We start from the raw sequence: 21,324 nt of genomic DNA, 5'->3' as shown, positions 1-21,324 counted from the left end.
GTGTGGGTTATTTCCCACATCCGGCTTTGTGGGTTATTTCCCACATGCTGCTTATGTGCAACATCATGTTGCATATGTGCAACATTGCCCAGCGATACGGTTGTGCCGCTGGGCAATAGGGGCTAGAGGACAGCCAACGATTGCAAATCGAACCCTGCGTCGTTGATCTGGAACACGAGCAGGCCGGGGTCTGAATCGTCGCCAGCCCGATTCCGGTACCAATCGCTGCCGTTATCCAGCGTGGGAGCTTGCAGCCACCACTTCGACTTGCCGGTGCGGATGCTGCGCCCTGTGGGCTGCACGCGCAAATGGTGGTAGTGTCCGGTCACCAAAACGTCAGCGTCAGCTGTTGCTTGTGCCCCGTGCTGTTGTCCGGCCCACCATTTCGGCATCTGATCGCAGGCGGCTTGGTGTCCGTGGTGGACGCCCAGTTTGGTGCCGCGAACATCAACGGCCACTGATTCGTCCCAGTCGGACGGTTTGTGGAAGGTGATGGGCAGGCCGACTAGTTCGGCCTGGAACTTGAGCCGCGACTGGATGGTGAGGCCCCAGTCATCGGACGGTTTACCGAGTGACTGTTTGCCTGCACGCCACGCCCCATGATTCGAGGGGACAGCTACAGCATCAACAGGGCCAAACGACGACATGAGCGCCAATGTCTTCCACATTTCCACGGCAGCCATGTCGACTTGCTGGGGGAGTGAAAGATCGTTGGTGAACATTTGCGCGGCAACATTCTCGAAACCCTCAATGGGGTCGCCGGCGTCGATGAACACGGTGTCCGATGTGTAGTTCTCGAACATGTACCGCTCGAGCGCCGCACGCTTCTGTGCGAGTCGCTCGATGAGCCCCGCCGTGTCTCCGCGTCCGCCGACCTTGCCGAGCTGCATGTCAGCCCAGACAACAACGGTGGTCGTTCGCGTGCCACTGGCGTTGCAATCGATGTGCGGCGCGTACTCGGTGCGTGCAACCTCGGCGTAAAGCGCCGGGAGGTCGAAGTCGTTGGGTGTTTCCGCCTGCGCTTTATGCTTCGGCGTCGCACTCATTTTATTTGAGAACATTTCCAGCCCGTAGGCAATGGATTTGATGCTGAGCGTGTAGTCGTCGGGCTGGTCGCCACTTGAGGCGATCCAGGCGCGTGCGTCGGCAAGCGTGATAGGCCGGTCACGAACGGCGGTGATTGAACGTGAACCGTCTGACGAGTGCTCGGTTACATCGCCGCGCGTGACAACCTCAGCCGCGGCGGCTTGCACGCTGATGCCGAGTTTCTTGCGGTGGTCTTTCACCGTCGAGTTGCCGATGAGCCACTTTGCGGCAATGTGCGGTGCCCTGAGGGTGTCGTCTGCGAGGTCTGCAAGGTATCGTGCGTCATCGAGTAAAGACAATGTGGCCCCTTGCGTTAATTCGATCGAATGAACCTTGGTGCCTTGAGGTGTTCCTGCGCCGCCCCGTTTATCTATTTGCCGCACCTCATGGGACGGTCTTACTTGGCCTAACACGTTCACCAGCTCGCGACAGGGCAGCGTAGGTTGGTGAGGTTTGTGGCCTGATGGGGGATTGATAGCGGGCGACGCAGGAAGTTTGTGGGGGTTAACGAGAAAAGGCCCCCGTCGCATTGACGAGGGCCTTTCCTGAATCGAACCAAAAAACTACATGGTTATCCGATATTGGGTCCAGTGTAGCAGGTCTGTAACACTTTGTGTACCAATTTCGGAAACACGGCGTGTCACGCTATTTTTGCCTCCGCTTCATCGATGGCATATGACAGTTCGCGCATCCCAAACACTGCCTCGCACGCCCTGCACATGCCCTTGCCGTTATCGATCATGTCGGGGCCGTCGTGGAAGGTGAGAATGAGCGGGCGCGGGTACTCATTGCCGCTCATCCACCACGTGTCCGCTGAGCACACGGGGCAAGCATTCGGCAGGTCGCGCTGTCGGGGCGGGTTGAGCGTGGCGATGATCTGCGCCGCCCACTTGTTCATTGTGCCCGTGTACATGGCGACGACGTGGGCTTCGCGTGGCGTGCCGATGAACTTGGCGTGCCATGTTCTCAGCGTGTTGCTCAGCGAGTCCTTATCGACTACAGCGCCAGCCATGCGCGCCCAACCGTTGACCTGCCCGCTGATTACCCGCATTCGCTCGAACGCATCCCCGTTGAGCATATTGCGCTCATTGGGCAGCGAACCTGAGCCGCCAACACCGACCGTTCCCCTGATCGCCGCATCCAACTGTTCGAGCAGTGGCGCGTCCACAACTTCAACCATTTTCGTCGGTTGCGGGCCGTCCGGGTTGTCCTGGATGAACTTACGGCGCGTCGGTTTCGTCAACGCATTTAGCGCGCCTAGGAGGTCAGTCACTCGGCACCTCCGGGACGTAGAGGATAGTTGCGGGTAGTACGATCTCGTCGGATTCGCCGATACCCCCCGACTGGATGCACAGCAGCCACATGCCATTGATCTCCTTGAGCCGGCGGAAACCGTCGTACTCTCGGATGAGCGTGCGCGCGGGCAGCGCGTCCAGTTCTTCGACCGTCGTGACCGTGCGCGGCGTGGTTTCCCATCGCTCGACCACGCTGAGTATCTGCCGTGTTGCAATCGGCGTCATGTGCCCGTCGCCCTCGAGTAACTTGCACATCGCCTTCATGTTTGCTGCTATGTCACTCATCCGTCTTTCCTCATTTCTGCCGCGTCTTCAAGGTTGGTCAGGTAGTCGTTATGCTTCGGGTCGGTTAGGTCGTAAGCGTCGTCGTATGTCACGGGTTCTCCCATGTGATCGCACTGAATCCGGCCCGAGTGGCGTGGGTGTTGTCGTGTTTCTTCTGTCGGCGGCACTCCACCAGCTGACCATCAGGGGTCAGATGTGGATCACGGCAGGAAACGTCCCACTGCGTGTAGTCGATTTCGAGCAGTAGCAGCTCGGCTACGTCACGATTTCCCATTGATTCGCCCTTCCGTTTCGTTCTTGCATCGAATAGCTGATTTCCCATATGGCCCGTAGCAGATGCCGCAGCGGTGTTCGCGCGGCTCAAGAACAGGCGGTGTCGGCTTCTCCCTGTCGGGGTAGCTGTAGGACATGGGCTAGAAGGGTGTTTCGTCTGAGAAGTTGCCCGGTGCGTTCCACAGGTCGGGCGCCGGGGGTGCTGCGGCAGGAGCGGCCTGCTGCGGTGCACCCTTTGCCTCGGCGCGCTCGATGCGGTCAGCCCACACGATCAGCTCGTAATACGTTTTCCCCTCGAACTCGCGCGACACCGTGCTCTCAGTGCCCCAAACGTGCACACGGTCACCCTTGGTGTACTCGGTCAGGTCAATGCCGGACTCTCTCGACACCTTGACGGTGCGAAACGTGCGGCCCTGGGTTTCGTACTTGTTCGTTTCGACGTTCTTCTTCGAGTGCGCTTCGGCGGTCTTCATGCCCCACGCCGGGTGCTGGCTGGTGCTCTTGTTCCAGTCCTCAACGAATGCGGATTCAATTTCAATCTTTGCCATTAGCTTTTCTCCTTGGTTGCTTCATTGCCGTGTGCTGCGGCCTGGATTTTGAGAATTGCGGCCGTGTACGCCGGAGTGCCGGGATGCAGGTACGTGCCGTGTTTCGTTTTCGGGATAGGCATTTAGCCGTTGAACCTTTCCGCTTTCGGACCGGATCGTTTCGCTCGTTGGATCGCACGGGCAAAGTCGGCCGCCTCTTCCCGCGACCACGAACGGCCCGGGAAGTGATGCATGAGTGTCGCTTGCGACATGCCCAACGTGCGGCGGATCTCACGTTGAGGTGCGCCGTCATCGAACATGACCCGGGCTGCGTCGAGGCGTTCCTGCGTGACTGGTATCCCTGCGTGCGTCGGAACCGGCTGTGATAGCCCGTGACGCTTCCGAATGCGAATGACGGTGCGTGTTGCGCAGCCGACACGTTCGGCGATCTCGGCGGCGCTGAGGCCCCATGCGTGCAGGGTTAGCACCTGCTCGGCATCAGTTGCTTTCATTGGCCTGCTCCTTCTCTGCTCTGTGCGCTTCGATGGCTTGCAACGTCAGCCGCTCGAAATCGTCACGGTCCAACGTGATGTGACGCGGCTCAATCGCACGCGGCCCGTTGACCCGCTCATCACGTTCACGCAACGCCTGCACACGCCGCGCACCCGTAATCACATGCCCCGGCTGCAACCAAACATCAGGCCGCTCCTGGTAATGCAACGTGAGCGCCGCCGTAGCATCCGTAATGCTCACCCTTGCGAGATCCGCGGCCCACACCATCGCAACGGACTGCGACACTGAGCGGTTGTCACGTGCTGAGGCCAGCGTCAATAGCCGGAAAGCTTCTGGCTCGTTCATTTCCACCTCCATAAAGTTCGTGATACAGGGCTGCGTTCTGGTCAGCCTTAGTTGCCGGCCCTTTTGTTGCGGTTGGTGCGGTTGGCAGTTCGTCGGTCCAGCGCTTCTGGTTGAGCCACACGCCGAGCGCCGGGGTGTACTGTTTGGTGGTTGTTGCTGCGTATGCGTCCCCGAAGTCGGCGATTGCGAGGGCGAGCTGCTCGGGCGGCTGGGTCCTGCAGGCTTCGAGGAATCGGGAGAGGGCTTCGTCGCGCTTCACTCGTTTGGGCCAATGCTCATAGGCCTCATCGAATAGCTGCTCGGTCGCTCGCGACCCTTCCCCTGTTCCCCTGTTCCCCTGTTCCCTTTCCCCTGTTCCCTTTCCCTTTCCAGCAGGTGTTTTTCCTTGCGTTGACAAGGAATTTCCGCGCATTTCCTCCACTCCGGTAATTGCCTGGTCAGGGGTGGAATCGTCATCGTCGGGCAGGGGGTTGCGTGCGTTCGCCCTCCGCTCCGTTTTTTGGTGGTCATCCCACGACGGAATGCGGTAATAACGACGACCGCCAACGATGTAGAAGTCCGTCTGGAAACTGCGCGCAACTTCCTTGCAGAGCCTCTGAAATTCCGCGGTAGTGATGTGCTCGTCGTTTGGGAAGGCAAAACCGAGCAGTTCACGAGGCGTCCACTCGGCCACCCCGTAGTCATCCGCCCAGTTCCACATGGCGATATACAGCAGGCGCGCCCAGGGTGACGCGCCCGCCGTTGCAGGCGAGCGCCAGAACTCCGGTTTGATCGTTCTGATGCGTGCCATCAGATCCCTGCCAGCACTTGTCTTATGTCCCCGATGGTTCGCCCGGTTTTCATGGCGAGTGCGGGGACGGTTGCGCCTGCGTTGTAAGCGTCTTCAATGTCAAGGTCGGTCATATGTTCATTCCTCTTATTAGGAGTCGCAGGGCCATGCGAAGTTTTTGCCACCAGGTGAGGTGCGCAAATGCGTGTGTGTGCAGGTCGGGGCGTCGGTGTTTCATGCGGCGTACCGCGCTCGTGCATAAGCCATCCGTGCATAAGCGGTCTGCATGTCAGCGCATGTTTCCCCGGCTGGTTTTGGGCATGTTGTGCGGTCTTGGCATCCGGCTTGGTATCCGTAGCGTGTGCCGTGTTTGACGGGTGGACCTTCGCCGGCCCGTGCGCGTGCGTAGTAGGCGTTTTGGTAGGCGCGGTGTGCTTGGCGGCAGGATGGTCCGCCTGCTGTTTCGTTGGGGCAGTTGTCTTTGCAGTTGCGGGCGTTGAAGGGGCTGCCGTGTGTTTGTGGTTTCTGCACGCGCGCAACCTTTGGGGCGGCAATCTTCTTCGGAGCCTTGACAGCAGGCTTGGGTCGTTTCGCTGCTTCCGCTTTCGTTTCGACAACAACGCGCCGTGACGGTCGTTTGTCCTTTGCGAACACTTCCCGTTCATCCGTGGCCGTCCCATTGTCAACAGCTTTCCGGTATGCGTAATCACCGGCGTATCTGACGTTCGCTTCCGTGCATGTCATGCGGCCGGTGCGATGGTTGGTGCAAGACGCTTCACCGTGGCAACCGTTGGTGTAGCCGGTGGGGGTTCCGTGAGTGGTCATGCGAAAATCTCCACGCCTACGAGGTTGCCGTCGGCGTCAAGGTCGAAGTTCACGCCGGAGCCCGCTGGGACGGTCATGTTGACACCGCGCTCGGAAACCTTGACGTAGGCCATCTTCACCTCGGGGTCGTAAGTGAACGTGATCATTGAAGGGGTCACTTGGTGCCTTCCTGTGTGGCGAATTGGAGCAGCTTGGACGCGAGGGTGACGGCTTGGTGCGGGGTGAGGTACTGGGCATCGACACGGTGGAGGGCGACAGCTGCGGCGTGTTTCGGTGCCGTGAAGTTGGGGCGATCCGTTACGGCGCAGACAAGGAACAGATCCTCCTCGTAGCAGCCCGCCAGTCCGGTCGAGTCCCACTGCACGTTGTAGTAGTCCTCGCCGAAACTGGACCTGTTTTCCACAATGGTCCCCATGTCCCAGTCGGTCGGTTCGCCGTGGATTCGCACCCGGTCGCCAATGTTGAACTTGCTCATCTAGATCAGCTCCTCTTCCACAATTTCGCCGTGCTTGATCGCTGCACCGCGCACACCGAACGCCAGCTTGAGTTCTTCCGTGAACGCGCCCGGTGTTGCGGTCATCGCCTTGTAAAGCGCGGTTAGGGTTGTCGTGTCGGTTACGGCGTCCATCTCGGATTGCCAGTCACGTACCACTTTCGGTACGGCTTCGGCGAGGGGCTGCACGGTGAAGTTCTTGCGCTTGCCACGAGTTGCAGTCAGCGCCACCGTCAGCGCCTTGTCGATGTGGCTGAGTGCCGCGATCTCGATCCCGCCAACCTTGTCCCGCCCAAACGTGATCTCCGGGTTGCGAAACAAAGTGATCCGGTGGCCTGCGTACGTTGCGGCTTCTGCGCCCCACGCGAGCACCATGACGCGGCGCATCGACTTCGACGGGCGGTAAGCGCGACCGGGGAACTCGATCAGGTGAACGTACACCGGCTGCTCAGGTGTGCCCGCAGCAACCTCACGAACGGTCACAGTCACAGGGCCGGCCATGAGGTCGTCGGCGTTGAGCTGGTCAGATTTCGGGGCGATGCTTTCAGTCATGTCCATTAGAAACTCATCTCTGCGAAGTGGTCAATGCGGGGTGCGATGGGTGCGCCGTTCGTGGCCGCGTTGTAGGCGTCGATCATCCGTGCCGCGTTCTCCTCGAACTTGTCGAGCGCGTCACGGATTGCTGTCTGCCATGCCTCATTGGGATAGACGCGGATCACGTGCAGCGGCCACCCGCCGGCGTAAGACACGTAGTCCCACCACTCGCGGCCGAAGACCAGGAGGCAGCTCTGAATTTGTGCATGATTCTCGGCAGGTACCGTGTCGGTCAGGATCGTTCTCAGGTGCACCTTGGCTTTGCGGCTTTTGATTTCAATGCCGCCGTCATCGCCAACGAGTCCGTCGGGTGACGCACCCAACTTGTGCGCGCCGAATTCACGTGTGGCGAACCCAACCTGCTCAACGGGTGCGTAGTCGCGTGAGTACAGATCGCGCGCATAGGGTTCGTCGTCTGTGCCCCGTTGCATGTCGGCATTGGGGAACACGTCTTCGACAAAGTGACTGATGCGCTGGGCCACCAGCGTCTCGATGACCCCGCGCGAGGTGTCGTTGTCTGCGACCTTGAGTGTCGGCGTAATCAGCTTGCCGACCACCGAGGCCGTCACTAGGCCGCAGCGTGCGGCCAACCACTCTGGCGAGCCTTGTTCGAGCTCGTTGTAAATGTGCAGGGTCATTCGTCTATCTCCCAAAACTTGTCCGACTGTTGTGCGCACGCCTCGCACGTCGTGTCGGCGCGGGCCAGCGTGTGATTGCCGCCGAGAGTGGCGGGCGAGAGAGTTAGTGCCTCGCCGCACATCGCCCTTTTGGTAACCCCTTGGTGCGCCCGGAGATGCACGATGCTGTGTACGGTCATTCCCGTTCTCCTTCCTGCCCGTAGATGTCTTTGGGTTCCCCGCGGTTGCCCCACACGTCGTGTTCTTCGTCGTTGCTGTCGAGGTCGGAGCAGATGCAGCCTGCGTGGTTGCAACCGACGCGGCCCCCGTCGTGGTTGTCGAGGTCGATGTAGCAGCCCCACGGGTGGCCGGCTGCCAGTTCGCATCGCTCGCCGCCTGACTCCACTTCGGGGCACCGGCTCATGCCGCCACCTCTGTAATCGTGAATTCGAAGCAGGCGACCCGTTCGCGTTTCTTGACGTACCGAATTTCCGGCATCATCTTGACCATGTATTCGGGCGTGTCGTCCTCAACTACTTCGGCGTCAACGAGTCCGTCGCAGAGTGCCTTCAACACGGGCACAATGTTTTCTTCGTCGCGGCGCGTTTTTGTGTTGACCCACCAAACAAGTTCGACCCTGCATTTGCCGAGGTCGGGGATGCGCCTGGCTGATGCGTGCATGAGTGAGCGGATCTCTTTGGTGATCTTGGCTGCTGCCATGCGGTGCATTCGGTAGTTGAGTGACAGTGGCGCTTTCACCCAGTCGAATGTGAACGTGGTCGTGAATGGTTCGGGCGTGCGGCTGGTGGCGGGCATGAGTCCGACTGCGGTGCCGATGCTCATTCGTTCCCCTCCATGCCAGCCCAGCCTTCGACGCGCCGGTTCCGTGTGAGTGCTTCGACAAGTGCAAGGTTGGAGTGGATGAGTGCCTTGGTGAGGTGTTCGTTTCTCACCCCGTCGCTGCTCACGTTCTCGGCAACTTCGAGGTGGTCGAGGGCTTCGGTAGCATGGTCGGGGCGCATTCCGAGGATGTTGCGGATGGTGTGGATGGGAGAGGTCATTTGAAAAGTTCCGTTTCTATGGCGGTGGGCCAGTCGATGTGGCTTGACTGGTACGGGTGGTACGGGGTGGGTTGCGGCTTCGGGGCGGTCATGCGATGGCCTCGAAGTCGAAGGCTTGCTGAGACAGCCGCTTAGCGATCAGTTCGCAGTAGGCTTCGTCAATCTCGACGCCGATCGCACGCCTGCCCAGTGTTGAGGCTGCGACGAGTGTTGAGCCCGACCCTGCGAACGGGTCAGCGATCGTGCCCGTTGTCATCGTGACCAGCTCTTGCATCAACGGGATCGGCTTGCCGTGCGGGTGGCCGACGAGGTAAGCGTTCTTGCCCCCGTTGGTTTCGATCACCGATGAGCGCATGGAGTTCCGCTTAGGCCATTTGCCCGTCATGAAGATCAGCTCTGTGTCGAGCCGAAACCCCGTGACAGAACCAACCACGCCCGCGTCTACCGGCTTGCGCCAGATCAGCGTTTGCGATCGCTGCGGGAATGGTGCACGCCAAGAGCCGAACACGAACCCCGGCTTATCCCCGAAGAGATCAAGCGCGGCGTCCCTGTGCGCGGTGTCACCGTCGTTCTGGATGCCAGCGTGAGCGGTTGAGTTAGCCCGCTTGTTCGTTCCCTTCTTCCATGCGATCCCATATGGCGGGTCTGTCACCAGAACGTCAGCCGCAAGCCAGTCGGTGATTTCAAGACAGTCCCCGTTGTACAGCGTCACAAGGTCGTCTTCGTAGTACGGGGCGGTCATGAGGCGACCAGTGTGTGCAGGAGGAATGACGCGGCGAATCCGTTGCGGGATGATTCGTCCACGCCCACCGATTCGGCAGACCAGCCGCCGCAAGTGCAGTAACCAGCGAGGTTGCCGAACGCCTTAGTTCGGATGAGCGTGTGGGCGGTCATGCGCGGGCACCTGCGAACCATTCCTTCTGCGCGGCGGCGCAGCACACGGGCAGGCCTTCTGGCTCGTCGTCGCTTGCCCCGGCCTTGGTGATGACTTCCCACTCGTGGTCGCAGAATGAACAGACGGTCACTCGGTCATAAGCGACGGCCGCGTCGAGGTCGTCCACATGGCGTTCGCAGTCGCGGGCGATCTGGGTTGCTATGGCGATTAGCCGGTCTTCCCTCTCCGTCGGGTTGTCGTTCGCGTAGGGCGGCCACGGATCGTGCGGCTCGATTACCACGCGGATATTGAAGCGACGCCGTACGGCGGTCACTTGGTGGCCCACTTTGCTTCGAGCTTGTCGATTGAGCGGTGCACCAGGGCGCCTGTGCCGAACATGCCGCGAACGTCCCTAAGCACCTCGGCGGCGACCTCGGCAACCGGACGGAGGAGAGTGAAGGGGGCGTACTCAGGGCGCAAGTAGCCCGCTCCTTTGCTGGGCTCCAAGTTCCAAACTTCGCCATCCCTATCGAGGTAGAACCCCGGCTCGGTCGGCAACTGCACGGGGCGCTCGATGAGTTCGTAGGTGACATCGAGGTGGGGATAGATCGGTGCGCTGTCAACGGTCGCCGTGTACTCGGCTATTGCGCGCACCCGGTCGCCTTTGCGGATGTCTTCGCGTTTGATTGGTGTGTTCATGCGTTGCTCCTATCCATGCGCCGTAGCGCCTTGGTCGTGTATGCGCCGACGAGTACCCAGCAGCCGATGACTGTGAGTGCGTCGGAGGTGAAAATGCCAACGCCGACGGTGACGAGGGCCAGGATGATTAGGCGGGTCATTCGCCGAACCCCAGATCGCCCATGGTGGTTTCGTTGTTGTGTCCGTTGCCGCAGGTGAACACGGCTGTTCCGTCGGAGTCTGCGTACACGTCAACGTCGCCGTCCCAGTTGCAGGTGAGGTCGTCGAATCCGAACGGGGTGAATGGTGCGGTGCAGTACGTGTTGACCGTGTATCTGCGGACGGCCTCACCTGATGTGCTCACGAGTTGGTCCCGTTGATCGCGCGGGCAAGCTGAAGCGCCGCCCGGTTGATGGGCACAATTTTGGCGGGGCCGCGCAGGTGCGGCTTGCCGATTCGCGCCCATTCGTCAGCCCACTCGCACTCATCGACGGATGCGGCGGTGAGGATCGCCAGTTGCGCGTCGATGGTGCGGTGCAAGGTGACGAACATCTCAGCGTTTGCACGCATCCGGTCGTCCTGCTTGTCCTGCCCTACGTCCCACGATTCGACCTCGTACTCGATGACCATCTCTTCAGTGGCCCAGCTGCCGGGGGAGCGGAAGCTGGTGATCTGCCCGGACTCGTCACGGCTGACGTTGCGCAGGAGCCGCTCGGGGAAGACCCGGATCTCGCCCTCGCAGTCGGACTTGTAGAACGGGCCAGCGGTGCCGGCGTCCCGCAGCGCGGTCAGCTTCTCAATCGCCGCCTGAATTTCCTCTACTGCATTCATTTGTTCTCCTTGAACGTTTCGTTGATGAGGTTTGCGGCAGCCCAATAAACGTCTGCTGCCACGGTGTTTCCGGCCTTGACTGCGGCCCATGCGGCTTCCTCGAATGAGTCGGCCATTGCGGCGATCTGCGCGAGGGCGTCCATTAGGCGATCGGGGAAACGAATTCGAGCCCACGTTCACCGCACGCATGGTCAACCCAGATCCCGCCGCCCATCGTTACGAGCGGGCAGTCATCATTCGGCAGCTCCGCACGGTCGGCGTGGATTTGTGCGGCCCGTTCGCGTGCTTCTTGCGGGGTCATCAGCGCACCACCAGATCGGTGATGAGCAGGCTAATGGCGAGCAGCATGAGAACTAGGGGCGGGATGAAGGCGAGTGCGGTCAACTTGCGCGACCATGATGGTGCGGAAGGTGCGGGGCGGATCTCCACGATTGCCCGGTAGCGTGGTTCTGGCCCGCGGGTGTCGAGCCCGTCGAACCGGTCAAGGCGCGAGAAATAATCGCTGTTGTTCATGCTGCTCTCCAGGTCTGTGTGCGCCGCTGGTACTGGGTGAGTAGGTATGCGCCGGTCCATTCGACGCGGCCCTGAATGACGAGCTCCTTACGTGCCGTGCGCACCCTCTGCGGGGTTGCGCGCCGGCCACTGTGCAAGCACGCGTCAACGAGTTCGCCGTCCGTCATTGACTTGACGGTGAGGGCGGCAAGAATCCACGCCTGCAAGTCCGTGAGCGCATCGACTGTGATGGATGCTGCGGCTTCCCAAGACGTGTCAGGGTCGTTCGTTCTCACGCGGCGTTCAAGGTTTGGTATCGTCGTCGTTGATGACATTTGATTCCCCTTTGTTGTCGTGGCCCCCTGTTCATGCAGGGGGCCGTTCTTTTTGGTGGTACGGGTTGGGTAGCCGGGTTGCGACCCATCGCCTTCCGTGTTGGAAGTTGCCCGGCTACCTGGGTGTCCGTAGTTGCTTTGCTGCGTACGCCCAACGGCGCTACGGACTGCATTCCTTCATCAATGGGGGCCGACATCACCCCGCTTACGAGATCCCTGAGAACACCAAACTGTTGTGCCCATCCCGCCACGAGCAAGCCCCCACGTTTTCGGGCTCCCGCATATCTCAGGGATGGTTGATCCGTTCGCAGTTCTCATAGCCGGGAGGTGGTGTCTCTGGGCTGTCCCCGGTTCCCTTACGGGCCTAGACGGGCTGTTACTCCTGCGAGTGCTGTTGAATTAGCCGTACGTTTCCCGGTGTCTCACGACATGCCGAGTAGCCCCTACCAGCGATCTGTGAGCGCCTGGCAGGGAGAGCGGGGTGGGTTACTCGCGCTCGTATGGGAGCGTGGCGAGGTAACGGTTTATCTCGTCGGCTGGGATGAGCAGTTTCGAGCCGGCGTACCGGGCGATGAGAACGTCAGCGGCAATGAGCCGGCCGATCGTTGTGGTGGACAGGCTCAACGCGGCGGCTGCACCCTTGACCGAATAGGCGAGGGGGGCGGCGGCAATGATGTTGTCCGGGCGGCTCATGCTGCAGCTCCGGTGTCGTCACGGAGCCAGGTGGCGGGGTCTACGTCGAGGGCTTCTGCCACTCGGAGAAGGTTGGAAAACTTGAAGTCGTTGTTGCCGCTCAACATTCTTGTGAGCGTGCTGATCGGGATGCCGGCTGCGGTTGCGAGTGGGAGCTTCCCGACTCCCTTAGCTCTTCTGGCCGCATCGACCTTGAGGGCGATTGCTGTGATGTTCGTATCCATAAATGAACTATGGCACACATTCAGACGCGATAGTTCATTTATGGATACTATTTCGCACCCCCACTACAGGGGGTGACTAGGAATGTATTAGAAACTGGCCTATCATTCGGGCATGGATACGAAAGCGCCAACCCTGACAGACCCGTACAACAGCGCCATAGCTGAGGTGCTTTATCTGCGCAAGGCCGAGATTCGTATGACGTTCCCGACGCTTGAAGCGAAGACGGGGATTGGCGGGCAGACGCTGAAGCGGCTACTCAACAACCACACGTCAATTCACATGGGAAACTTCCTGGCGCTCTGCACGGCGCTCGGGTGCGACCCTGCGGAGGTCGTTGAGGAAGCAATGGCGAAACTTGCGAAGGCTTCCGAGTAGCTCAACCCGCAGCGTTCGGCCATGCGGATTGCCTCTGCCAGTGGCACCTGTGCCGGCTCCTGGTTGAACACGTGCTCGGCGTCGTGCACGCCCGCGAGGGTTGCCGCGTGGAACAGCCTGGCGATGACAGTTTCGGAATAGTGGTGCGGCACAGCGGTACCCCCGTAGGTATCTCGCCTGGCGACGTTGCGCAGGATTAGCAATACCGTAGACCCTGCCGCAGACATGGGTGCCACCCCCGGCGCGGGTGGCACCCATTTTGTGATATCCGTGTCCCCCTTTCGCCCCTTTTTCCGTCATCATTAATGGGGATAGGCGGATCGTTCGGCCCCAGAATTGGGAGGGATTGCAGTAATCGGGCCGTTCCTGCTAGGGCGCTTCGAGCATGAATGCTTCTGCCGCGCGGGTCATGCCGTCGAGTAGTCGGGGGCTGTTGCCGCGTGATTTGTATCCGCGGGTGACGGATACTACGGAGTGGCCCACGATTTCTTGGATGTCAGCTTCGGGGACTTCGGCGGCGTAGAGCATGTCAACGGCGGTGTGTCGTGCGTCGTGTAGTCGCGCATCGGGCACGCCGGCGAGCGCGAGTACGGCGTGCCAGGCTTTCGAGTCGCGTGACGGGTCGATGGGTTTGCCGGTCGGTGTTGTCCACACGAGTTGGTGCGGGTTGGCCTCGAGCACGGATGCGCGTTGTCGGTGCAGCAGCATGGCACGGAGGGGTGGCACGATGGGGACAATGCGCACACCCGCCGACGATTTCGGGCGCGACAGCCACAGTCCCCCGGTGAGGTGTCGATGTTCCCAGTCGGCGGGTGCGGTGAGTTTGCGTTTCGGGCATTCATTTCCGCGCTTGAATCCGCACGGCGTGTCGCATCCGTGCTCCCATGCGAGCCGTTGCAACTGCCAGCTGAGGTCGATGGTGTTGCGGTTGAAGTCGACACGGTCCCATGTGAGCCCGAGCAGTTCGCCTTGACGCGCCCCAGTGAACAACGCAGCCCACCAACGGGAGGCGAGCCGGTCAGGGGCGATAGGTGGCGGCCATCCTGTGACCGCCTGCAACACTTTCAGCCCGTGAGCGGCTGTGAGTACAGTGAGTTCATTCTTCGCCGTCCTAGGCCGGTTTACGAGGTCGGCAACGTTGCGTGTGACTTTCCCCTCACGGTACGCAGCCTTCAACGCGAGGGACAGAACCTGATACGTCAGCGCCGCCGAACGGGTAGACAGGCCGAGATCCGTCACCGACTTCACCATGCCGCGCACATCATCCGGCGACAACTTCTTAAGCTGCTTCCGACCAACAGCCGGGATGATGTACCGTTCAACCGTCGTCCGGTAAGACGCCGCAGTCTTCGGGCGAACCTCCTTAGCCGCAATGTCGTTGAGCCAGGTTCGGCACCAGTCCTCAACGTTCAGCACGGCAGTCTGAATGTCGCCGTCCGGGGCCGCCTCACGTTCACGGCGCAACTCCACCAGCTTCACCTTCGCCTGCCGTTCCGTCGCAGCCGTCCGAGTCACACGGCGCGGCTTACCAGACGGGGACGGGAGGGACAGGGACGCGCACCAACGGTCGTCGGACTTGCGGTAGAAGACGGAGCCTTGGCCGTTCTCGCGCTTGGGGGTCATGGGGTGGCCTTCGGGCACAAGAACGGCTCGGTTATCTCATTGGTTACCCAGTGGGTGCCGCAGATGCAGCCCCGGTTGTAGCCGCCGAGTATGCCTCGGAATCCGCCCGTGCTGTCATATTGCTCCCGGTGGACGCCGCACTCGTGTCGCCGCTCGCAATGTGCCGCATACTCTGCGGTCCTCGACTCCATGCCCTTCCAGCCGCAGTCGTCACAGATGTAGGTGTAGCGGCGGATCATGCGCTCCCGAATCACGCGTCCACCGTGAGCATTGCGAGAACGTAGCCGCCGATGTGACGCGCCTCGTATCCGATGCCTGCCGGGGCCTTGCTCCACAGGAGAGCCTCTGACCGAACCTTGGCGGTTGCGGCAATCGCCGCGTCACGTTCGGCTTCGGCGGCCTCGAGGGCGTCGGCGAGTGGCAAGACAAGCCCCCCAAGGTCATCCGCGTGGAAGTACCGTGCCCGCTTGATCAGTTCCGCATTGTCTTTCGTCATCTTTCCCCCTTCTCGTTGTACCAAGTTTTGTTCTATAGCAACCCCTCACAGCAACCCCTAGGGCATCAGGGGCAACACATGGGGAGCAAGAACCGCGTGTTTATGCGGAAGTAGCAGTGTCCATATGCACACTTTTAGTATATACCACTGACTCTTAATCAGTGGGTTCCCGGTTCAAGTCCGGGGGGGTGCACCACAGCACGAGGACAGAAGGCCCGGCCCGCATTGCGGCCCGGGCCTTCTGCTTGTTCCCCCTGTTCTCCCAGCCACCCCCCCCGGCTGAGATGCGGAGAAAGTACCTTCGCTTCGACATTGATGGTTCTTTGTCCGCAACTCAACCGGAAGTGGACCCGTCCCCCGAAGCGCCGACTGGTGGCGCGGCCGGGAAAGACGCAGTGTTGATTGACGCTGCAACCTGGTGAACGGAACCCCGATGCGAAGACTTCCCGGCCTCGTGCTGGCAACCCTGCTGATCGTGGGCCTCACGTCCGGGCTCGCCGTCGGCCTGGATCCGCAGGCCGCCACCGCCGCGCCGTCGTCGAGTGAACTCGACGCCGCCCGTCGGACGATTCTCGGCCAAACGAACGCGGCCCGCGCCGGCAAGGGCCTGGCACCGCTCCGGCTCAACGCGTCGCTCAACACCGTTGCCCAAAACTGGACGAAGAAGATGTCCGACTCCGGTGTGATGAGCCACAACCCCGACTACTTCAGGCAGTATCCGGCGGGCGCATCGTCCGGCGCCGAGAACGTCGCCTTCGGCTACGCCGTCGAGAAAGTGACCCCCGCCTGGCTGAATTCCCCGGGGCACTACGCCAACATCATGTCGAAGTCGACCGACACCGGCATCGGGTACTACTACGGCTCCGACGGGAGGCCGTACTACACCCAGAATTTCGCTTCCTACTCGGCGACAACCGTGGCGCCCCTGACCCCGCCCGCTCCCTCCTCCTGGAAGGACTTCACCGGCGACGGCCGCCCCGATGTGGCGGGCAGGGACTCGGCCGGGTACCTCTGGCTCTACCGGGGAAACGGCTCCGGGTTGGGTTCGCGGGTCAGGATCGGCTCCAGCTGGGGCGCGATGACGACGATCATGGCCGGCGGGGATTTCAGCGGTGACGGCCGGGCGGATGTGATCGCCCGCGACGCGGCCGGCGATCTCTAGCTCTACCGTGGCACCGACTCGGGGTTGGGCGCGCGGGTCAGGATCGGCTGGGGCTGGAAAGCGATGACGGCCCTCGCGGCCGGAGGTGACTTCACCGGCGATGGCCGGGCGGATGTCCTCGCCCGGGACTCGGTCGGCGATCTCTGGTTGTACGGCGGCACGGGGTCCGGCCTGGGCGCCCGGGTCAAGATCGGCTCCGGCTGGAACGGGATGACCTCGATTGCCGCCGGCGGCGACTTCAGCGGCGATGGCCGGGCGGATGTCATCGCCCGTGACACCAGCGGCTACCTCTGGCAGTACCGCGGCACCGGGTCTGGGCTCGGCGCACGGGTGCAGGTTGGTTCCGGCTGGAACCTGATGACGGCCATCACCGCGGGCGGCGACTTGAACGGCGACGGCCGGACCGATGTGGTCGCCCGCGACAAGAGCGGCTACCTCTGGCTGTACCGCGGAAGCGCAACGGGCCTGGGCGCACGCGTGCAGATCGGCTCTGGCTGGACTGTGATGACGGCCATCCTCTAGAAGAAGGCCTTGGCGATGCCCAGCGCGGCCGGTGTGAGAAGAACGATGAAGAGCACCGGGAGAATGCAGAACACCAGGGGGAACAAGACCTTGACCGGCACCTTCATTGCCTTCTCCTCGGCCCGCTGGCGGCGGCGCAGGCGCATCTCGCTGGCCTGGATGCGCAGGACGTCGGCAATTGCGAGGCCGTAGGCATCCGCCTGGATGATCGAGCGGGTGAAGCGCCGGAGGTCCGGTGACGAGGTGCGCTCGGAAAACGCCTCATAGGCGGCCTTGCGGGCCTGGCCGATGCTCATGTCCTGCAGGGTGCGGATGAACTCCTCGGCCAGGGGGCCTTTGCCGTTTGTCGCGGCCTTCGCCATGGCCGACTCGAAGCCGAGGCCGGCTTCCACGGCAATGGTCATCTGGTCGAGGGTGTCGGCGAGCGCGTTCTGGATCTCCTCCTGCCGCTTCTGAGCCTTGCTGAGGATGAGCAGATCAGGCAGGAAAAAGGACAACAGGGTGACGAATATCCCGAGGGCCAGGCGCGGAACGCCGGGATCGCCACTGATGAACCATCCCGACAAGAGAAGCGCGACGATGCCCAGGATGGGCTTGGCCATCAGGATCCTGTCGACGGTCCAGGCGGGAGGGCGACCCGCCAGTGCCACCTGGCGGGCGAGCATGCCGACATAGCCGGTCGGGGCGATGTCGCGCATCCTGGTGCTGAGGGAGGCGCCCACGGAAACCGCAGCGGAGGGGGCTTCAGGACCATCGGTGACCCGTTGCGGGCGGCGACTGCCGACGAGGATTCCCACCAGGGCCCCGAATCCGCCGGCAATCGCGAGGATGGCAATGAATGAGGACATTGGATTCTCCTAAAACTTTACCTTGACGACGGCCATCATCCACAATGAGCCGACAATGAGCAGCACGACCGCGACGACCAGCGCCAGAATGCCCCACACGTTCTCGAAGAAGGCACCGAAGTAGTCCGGCTTCGTCAGGAGCAGAAACGTGAACACTCCGATGGGGAGCATGATGAGCACCCACGCCGACATCTTCCCTTCCGCGGCCAGCGCCTTCACCTGCCGGCGGATTTCGTTCCGCTCCCGGATCGTGTGGCCAACCCGGTCGAGCACCTGGGAGAGGTTGCCGCCGACCTCACGGTTGATGGCAATGGCCTGCGCGACCCACCGGAAGTCGTCACTGCGCATCCGAATGGCGGTGTTGTCCAGTGCCTCGCCCAGGTCGCGCCCGATTCGGGTTTCGTTCACGACCCGGACGAATTCCTCGGAGGTCGGCGCCTCCGTCTCCTGGGAAGCGGCGTCGAGCGCGCGCAGCAGGCTGTGCCCTGCGCGCAGACCGCCGGCCAGAAGACCGAGCGATTCGTCGAGTTGGTCCGCGAACCTGGCGCGCCGTCGGGAGGCGCGGACGCTGATCAGGATCTTTGCGCCGACGGGGGAGAGCGCCGCGAAGGTGACCATCAGCGGCACACCGAATGGGCCGTTGCTGCCGAGCACCAGGCCCAGCAGCGCAAGCACGATCGCGGCCGAGACGACCAGCAGTACGAAGCCGGATGGCTGCATACGAATGTTGGCCTGCTCGAGTTCGGCAGCGCTGAACGGGGCCTTGCCGCGTCGTTTCATCGCCCGGTCGATCGCTGCCGTCGTGTGATCGGTCATCCGGGTCAGGGTCGTCGTCTCCTCCGCGCCGGGGGCTCGCCGCCGTTCGAGGGGGATGCGCGGGGCCGGCGCGATCACCGCAAAGATGAAGACGAGCAGCGCGGCCAGTCCGATGGCGATTCCGCCATAGAGCACGACGGGATTCATCGCTGGCTCCTGGTGAGTAGTTCGGCCTGGAAGACGCTCGCGGGCAGGTCGATTCCGAGATCGTGGAACGTGTCGGCGAACCGCGGGCGCACCCCGGTGGCGGCAGCATGACCGACAAAGTGACCGTCCTGGTCCACGCCTGCGCTGTAATCGAAGACGAAGGCGTCCTGGAGGGTGACGACGTCGCCCTCCATGCCCTGCACCTCGGTCACGTGCGTGACGCGCCGGGTGCCGTCCTTCATCCGGGTGATCTGCACGATGACGTCGATTGCGGATGCTATCTGCTCACGGATGGCCCGAAGCGGCAGATCCATGCCGGCCATCAGCACCAGGGTTTCCATCCTGGCGATCGCATCGCGCGGCGAATTGGAGTGCACCGTCGAGATGGACCCCTCATGTCCGGTATTCATGGCCTGCAGCATGTCCAGGGTCTCGCCGCCGCGGCATTCGCCGATGACGATTCGATCCGGGCGCATCCGGAGTGAGTTGCGCACCAGGTCGCGGATGGTGACCTCACCCACTCCCTCGGTGTTCGAGGGCCGCGATTCGAGCCGGATGACGTGTTCCTGCTGCAGCTGGAGTTCGACCGCGTCCTCGATGGTAATGATGCGCTCTTCCTCGGGAATGTATGCGGAGAGCACGTTGAGGAGCGTGGTCTTGCCGGTTCCGGTACCGCCGGAGACGATGATGTTCAGCTTGGCCTTGACGCAGGCGTCGAGTACTTGCGCCATATCGGGGCTCAACGTGCCGAACCGCACCAGGTCGTGAACAGTGAAGGGTTCCCGGGCGAACTTCCGAATCGTCAACGACGAACCGTCGACCGCGAGCGGCGGGATGATCGCGTTGACGCGCGAACCGTCGGCAAGCCGGGCATCCACGAGCGGCGATGATTCATCGATGCGGCGACCCACCTTCGAGACGATCCGCTCGATGACGCGGCGCAACTGGGCTTCGCTCGTGAAGCGGGACCCGCTGAGAGTCAGGTGCCCGTGGCGCTCCACGAAGATCTGTTCGTGGCCGTTGACCATGATCTCGGTCACGTCGTCATCGTTGAGCAGCGCTTCGAGCGGACCAAAGCCGAGCACGTCCGAGCCGATCTCCGCGATGAGCCTGGCGCGTTCCTGCGAGCTCAACGGCACCTGCTCGGCCGACACGATCTTGCTGAGTTCGGTGCGTGCGTAGGCGAGAAGCTGCTCTTCGGTGAGGCTCGCGTCGTTCAGGCGTGAGCCTATCCGCTCGAACAGCTCCTGCGCCGCCTTCTCCTTGATGTCGGCGAGGGGGTCGACCGGGGGCGTCGTCACCGGCGCGGACACGGGCACCCGCTGGGGCGCGGCCGCCGCCGGGGGCAGATGCTCGACCGGCGGCACGCTGACCTCGGCGGCCCTGGGTGCGCTTGCTTTGGAGGGCCGCTTCTCAGCGAGATGCTGGGGCCCCTGGCGCATCGTATCGACTCGCTCGTTCAGTCTCATGACACAACCACCCTTCGGTGTCGGCGACCGGCCTTCAGGGAAGCGGTCGGATCAAATCGGCGCACGAGCGCCTTGAATGCCCCGGTCGCGGGACTGCGCGCGCCCTCGGCGAGGAGCGGAAGCCCCCGATTCGTTGACAGGGCGACTCGGTTGGAGCGCCGAATCGCGATGTCGACCGGAACGCCGATGGTTTGCTCGACGTCGCGCACGGACATGCCGCTGGAGTGATCGCCGAAGTTCAGCACAACGTGACGGGACGCCGGCATGATGCCGATGTCGGCCAGGATGGACAACTCCTTGCGCAGCCCGCGAATGCTCGGCACCGACATGTCGCACACCATGACGGCGTCCGTGGCGAGTTCTATTGCGGCCAGGGCGTGGTCCCCGAGGCCTGGCGACGTGTCGATGATGACATACTGGAAGGCCGTCGCCAGCTGCGCGATCAGGTTGGCCAGCTGGTCTCCGGTGACGCGGTCGCCCTCGTCCGGTGTCTCCGCCCCGCACACGACATAGAAGCCGCTGGGGTGTGGGGTGAGGTAGGTCTTCAGGACCATGGTGTCGTTGGGGACGACGCCGGATACCAGGTCGGGCAAGGTGCGGGACGGTGCCAGGGAGAGAGCCGTCGCCACGTCGCCGAACTGCATGTCCGCGTCGATAAGCACTACTCCGAGCGGTGAGTCCTGGGCAAGCCCCACGGCAAGGTTCGTGGCGATGGTTGTCTTCCCAACGCCGCCCTTGGCCGAGACGACGGCAATGACGCGGTTCCGGCCGACGGCGGCCGGGGAGGTCCCCTCTGCCGGTGACTCGACCTCGGCCTCGGCCTCGACCCCGTCTTCGGCTTCGAGGTCGGCTGCGGGCTCCGGATCTGGTGCCAGCTCGGGCACCAGTTCCAGCTTGGGGGCCGTTGGGACCGCGACGTGACCTTCTGGGTCGTTGTCGTTGTCGTTGTCGTTGTCGATGTCGACGTCTGGGTCGACGTCAGGGTTGCGCTGCACCCCGGGCTTCGGCCGGCTGCGGCGGATGGAGGCCGGCATTATCGACCTGCCGGTGCGTTG

34 protein-coding genes are annotated in these 21,324 nt (G+C 62.3%); 3 read left to right on the top strand and 31 right to left on the bottom strand.

Annotated elements, in window-relative coordinates:
• Positions 1-122: 122 nt before the first annotated feature.
• From E3T54_RS02870 to E3T54_RS02760, 25 genes are all read right to left on the bottom strand, one after another.
• Entirely contained in the window at positions 123-1,385 is a 1,263-nt protein-coding gene (locus E3T54_RS02870; protein ID WP_134474490.1) for a hypothetical protein, read from the bottom strand.
• A gap of 341 nt (positions 1,386-1,726) precedes the next feature.
• Entirely contained in the window at positions 1,727-2,359 is a 633-nt protein-coding gene (locus tag E3T54_RS02865; protein WP_134474489.1) for a hypothetical protein, read from the bottom strand.
• Positions 2,352-2,666, bottom strand: a complete 315-nt coding sequence (locus E3T54_RS02860) for a hypothetical protein (RefSeq protein WP_134474488.1) — start codon at positions 2,664-2,666, stop codon at positions 2,352-2,354. Before E3T54_RS02860 ends, E3T54_RS02865 begins: the two co-directional genes overlap by 8 nt.
• A gap of 413 nt (positions 2,667-3,079) precedes the next feature.
• The gene (locus tag E3T54_RS02855; protein WP_134474487.1) at positions 3,080-3,487 is read right to left on the bottom strand and encodes a hypothetical protein; all 408 of its coding nucleotides are present in this window, start codon (positions 3,485-3,487) and stop codon (positions 3,080-3,082) included.
• Between the two features lie 122 nt (positions 3,488-3,609).
• On the bottom strand, positions 3,610-3,978 hold the full coding sequence (locus E3T54_RS02850) for a helix-turn-helix domain-containing protein (RefSeq protein ID WP_134474486.1): 369 nt from the start codon (positions 3,976-3,978) through the stop codon (positions 3,610-3,612).
• Positions 3,965-4,324 (bottom strand): hypothetical protein, encoded by a 360-nt coding sequence (locus E3T54_RS02845; RefSeq protein WP_134474485.1) that lies wholly within the window; start codon positions 4,322-4,324, stop codon positions 3,965-3,967. Before E3T54_RS02845 ends, E3T54_RS02850 begins: the two co-directional genes overlap by 14 nt.
• Complete coding sequence (locus tag E3T54_RS02840; RefSeq protein ID WP_134474484.1) at positions 4,275-5,114, bottom strand: hypothetical protein; 840 nt, start codon at positions 5,112-5,114, stop codon at positions 4,275-4,277. The genes E3T54_RS02845 and E3T54_RS02840 overlap by 50 nt, the downstream gene beginning before the upstream one ends.
• A gap of 800 nt (positions 5,115-5,914) precedes the next feature.
• Positions 5,915-6,076, bottom strand: coding sequence for a DUF2283 domain-containing protein (locus tag E3T54_RS02835; protein WP_166804806.1), 162 nt, complete (start codon positions 6,074-6,076; stop codon positions 5,915-5,917).
• Positions 6,073-6,393, bottom strand: a complete 321-nt coding sequence (locus E3T54_RS02830) for a hypothetical protein (RefSeq protein ID WP_134474482.1) — start codon at positions 6,391-6,393, stop codon at positions 6,073-6,075. Before E3T54_RS02830 ends, E3T54_RS02835 begins: the two co-directional genes overlap by 4 nt.
• Positions 6,394-6,969, bottom strand: coding sequence for a hypothetical protein (locus tag E3T54_RS02825; protein WP_134474481.1), 576 nt, complete (start codon positions 6,967-6,969; stop codon positions 6,394-6,396). It abuts the gene before it with no gap.
• The gene (locus E3T54_RS02820; protein WP_134474480.1) at positions 6,969-7,643 is read right to left on the bottom strand and encodes a lambda exonuclease family protein; all 675 of its coding nucleotides are present in this window, start codon (positions 7,641-7,643) and stop codon (positions 6,969-6,971) included. Before E3T54_RS02820 ends, E3T54_RS02825 begins: the two co-directional genes overlap by 1 nt.
• A gap of 175 nt (positions 7,644-7,818) precedes the next feature.
• Positions 7,819-8,046 (bottom strand): hypothetical protein, encoded by a 228-nt coding sequence (locus tag E3T54_RS02815; protein WP_134474479.1) that lies wholly within the window; start codon positions 8,044-8,046, stop codon positions 7,819-7,821.
• Positions 8,043-8,465 (bottom strand): hypothetical protein, encoded by a 423-nt coding sequence (locus tag E3T54_RS02810; RefSeq protein WP_174844380.1) that lies wholly within the window; start codon positions 8,463-8,465, stop codon positions 8,043-8,045. Before E3T54_RS02810 ends, E3T54_RS02815 begins: the two co-directional genes overlap by 4 nt.
• Positions 8,462-8,683: a hypothetical protein gene (locus E3T54_RS02805; protein WP_134474478.1), complete on the bottom strand. Its 222-nt coding sequence runs from the start codon at positions 8,681-8,683 to the stop codon at positions 8,462-8,464. The genes E3T54_RS02810 and E3T54_RS02805 overlap by 4 nt, the downstream gene beginning before the upstream one ends.
• An 88-nt stretch (positions 8,684-8,771) precedes the next feature.
• On the bottom strand, positions 8,772-9,425 hold the full coding sequence (locus tag E3T54_RS02800; RefSeq protein ID WP_134474477.1) for a site-specific DNA-methyltransferase: 654 nt from the start codon (positions 9,423-9,425) through the stop codon (positions 8,772-8,774).
• Positions 9,426-9,573: 148 nt separating this feature from the next.
• A complete protein-coding gene (locus E3T54_RS02795; protein WP_134474476.1) occupies positions 9,574-9,858 on the bottom strand; it encodes a hypothetical protein in 285 nt (94 codons plus the stop codon).
• Positions 9,859-9,887: 29 nt separating this feature from the next.
• Positions 9,888-10,256 carry a hypothetical protein gene (locus E3T54_RS02790; protein ID WP_134474475.1) on the bottom strand — a complete coding sequence of 123 codons (369 nt, stop codon included), beginning with the start codon at positions 10,254-10,256 and terminating at the stop codon, positions 9,888-9,890.
• The gene (locus E3T54_RS16615) at positions 10,253-10,396 is read right to left on the bottom strand and encodes a hypothetical protein (protein ID WP_166804805.1); all 144 of its coding nucleotides are present in this window, start codon (positions 10,394-10,396) and stop codon (positions 10,253-10,255) included. Before E3T54_RS16615 ends, E3T54_RS02790 begins: the two co-directional genes overlap by 4 nt.
• Complete coding sequence (locus tag E3T54_RS02785; RefSeq protein WP_134474474.1) at positions 10,393-10,599, bottom strand: hypothetical protein; 207 nt, start codon at positions 10,597-10,599, stop codon at positions 10,393-10,395. The genes E3T54_RS16615 and E3T54_RS02785 overlap by 4 nt, the downstream gene beginning before the upstream one ends.
• Positions 10,596-11,066: a hypothetical protein gene (locus E3T54_RS02780; protein WP_134474473.1), complete on the bottom strand. Its 471-nt coding sequence runs from the start codon at positions 11,064-11,066 to the stop codon at positions 10,596-10,598. The genes E3T54_RS02785 and E3T54_RS02780 overlap by 4 nt, the downstream gene beginning before the upstream one ends.
• Complete coding sequence (locus tag E3T54_RS16610; protein ID WP_166804804.1) at positions 11,063-11,209, bottom strand: hypothetical protein; 147 nt, start codon at positions 11,207-11,209, stop codon at positions 11,063-11,065. Before E3T54_RS16610 ends, E3T54_RS02780 begins: the two co-directional genes overlap by 4 nt.
• Before the next feature lie 157 nt (positions 11,210-11,366).
• A complete protein-coding gene (locus tag E3T54_RS02775) occupies positions 11,367-11,579 on the bottom strand; it encodes a hypothetical protein (protein ID WP_134474472.1) in 213 nt (70 codons plus the stop codon).
• Entirely contained in the window at positions 11,576-11,893 is a 318-nt protein-coding gene (locus E3T54_RS02770) for a hypothetical protein (RefSeq protein ID WP_134474471.1), read from the bottom strand. The genes E3T54_RS02775 and E3T54_RS02770 overlap by 4 nt, the downstream gene beginning before the upstream one ends.
• 486 nt (positions 11,894-12,379) lie before the next feature.
• Positions 12,380-12,586 (bottom strand): helix-turn-helix domain-containing protein, encoded by a 207-nt coding sequence (locus E3T54_RS02765; protein WP_134474470.1) that lies wholly within the window; start codon positions 12,584-12,586, stop codon positions 12,380-12,382.
• A complete protein-coding gene (locus E3T54_RS02760) occupies positions 12,583-12,810 on the bottom strand; it encodes a helix-turn-helix domain-containing protein (protein ID WP_134474469.1) in 228 nt (75 codons plus the stop codon). Before E3T54_RS02760 ends, E3T54_RS02765 begins: the two co-directional genes overlap by 4 nt.
• 112 nt (positions 12,811-12,922) lie before the next feature.
• On the opposite strand from E3T54_RS02760, the gene E3T54_RS02755 reads away from it, so the two are divergent.
• Entirely contained in the window at positions 12,923-13,186 is a 264-nt protein-coding gene (locus E3T54_RS02755) for a helix-turn-helix transcriptional regulator (protein WP_134474468.1), read from the top strand.
• 369 nt (positions 13,187-13,555) lie between these two features.
• On the opposite strand, the gene E3T54_RS02750 is transcribed toward E3T54_RS02755, so the two are convergent.
• Together E3T54_RS02750 and E3T54_RS02745 are read right to left on the bottom strand one after the other, a co-directional pair.
• Positions 13,556-14,809, bottom strand: coding sequence for a tyrosine-type recombinase/integrase (locus tag E3T54_RS02750; RefSeq protein WP_134474467.1), 1,254 nt, complete (start codon positions 14,807-14,809; stop codon positions 13,556-13,558).
• A 250-nt stretch (positions 14,810-15,059) separates the two neighbouring features.
• On the bottom strand, positions 15,060-15,305 hold the full coding sequence (locus E3T54_RS02745; protein WP_134474466.1) for a hypothetical protein: 246 nt from the start codon (positions 15,303-15,305) through the stop codon (positions 15,060-15,062).
• Between the two features lie 433 nt (positions 15,306-15,738).
• Here E3T54_RS02745 and E3T54_RS02740 point away from each other — a divergent pair, with 433 nt between their 5' ends.
• Positions 15,739-16,467 carry a CAP domain-containing protein gene (locus E3T54_RS02740; protein WP_134474465.1) on the top strand — a complete coding sequence of 243 codons (729 nt, stop codon included), beginning with the start codon at positions 15,739-15,741 and terminating at the stop codon, positions 16,465-16,467.
• Positions 16,468-16,530: 63 nt separating this feature from the next.
• On the top strand, positions 16,531-16,989 hold the full coding sequence (locus E3T54_RS02735) for a VCBS repeat-containing protein (protein WP_134474464.1): 459 nt from the start codon (positions 16,531-16,533) through the stop codon (positions 16,987-16,989).
• On the opposite strand, the gene E3T54_RS02730 is transcribed toward E3T54_RS02735, so the two are convergent.
• Genes E3T54_RS02730 through E3T54_RS02715 form a run of 4 tightly spaced genes read right to left on the bottom strand, consistent with a single transcriptional unit; the run spans position 16,986 to position 21,303 of the window.
• Positions 16,986-17,837, bottom strand: coding sequence for a type II secretion system F family protein (locus E3T54_RS02730; RefSeq protein ID WP_134474463.1), 852 nt, complete (start codon positions 17,835-17,837; stop codon positions 16,986-16,988). The genes E3T54_RS02735 and E3T54_RS02730 overlap by 4 nt on opposite strands.
• Before the next feature lie 9 nt (positions 17,838-17,846).
• Positions 17,847-18,800, bottom strand: a complete 954-nt coding sequence (locus tag E3T54_RS02725; protein WP_092324282.1) for a type II secretion system F family protein — start codon at positions 18,798-18,800, stop codon at positions 17,847-17,849.
• Complete coding sequence (locus tag E3T54_RS02720; protein WP_134474462.1) at positions 18,797-20,269, bottom strand: CpaF family protein; 1,473 nt, start codon at positions 20,267-20,269, stop codon at positions 18,797-18,799. The genes E3T54_RS02725 and E3T54_RS02720 overlap by 4 nt, the downstream gene beginning before the upstream one ends.
• Positions 20,266-21,303 carry an AAA family ATPase gene (locus E3T54_RS02715; protein WP_134474461.1) on the bottom strand — a complete coding sequence of 346 codons (1,038 nt, stop codon included), beginning with the start codon at positions 21,301-21,303 and terminating at the stop codon, positions 20,266-20,268. The genes E3T54_RS02720 and E3T54_RS02715 overlap by 4 nt, the downstream gene beginning before the upstream one ends.
• Positions 21,304-21,324 lie beyond the last annotated feature (21 nt).

It is taken from the genome of Cryobacterium sp. Sr8 (assembly GCF_004403225.1).
GTDB lineage: Bacteria > Actinomycetota > Actinomycetes > Actinomycetales > Microbacteriaceae > Cryobacterium > Cryobacterium psychrotolerans.
The sequence above is the reverse complement of the archived record's forward strand: the minus strand, read 5'-3'. Positions and strand labels throughout refer to the sequence as shown.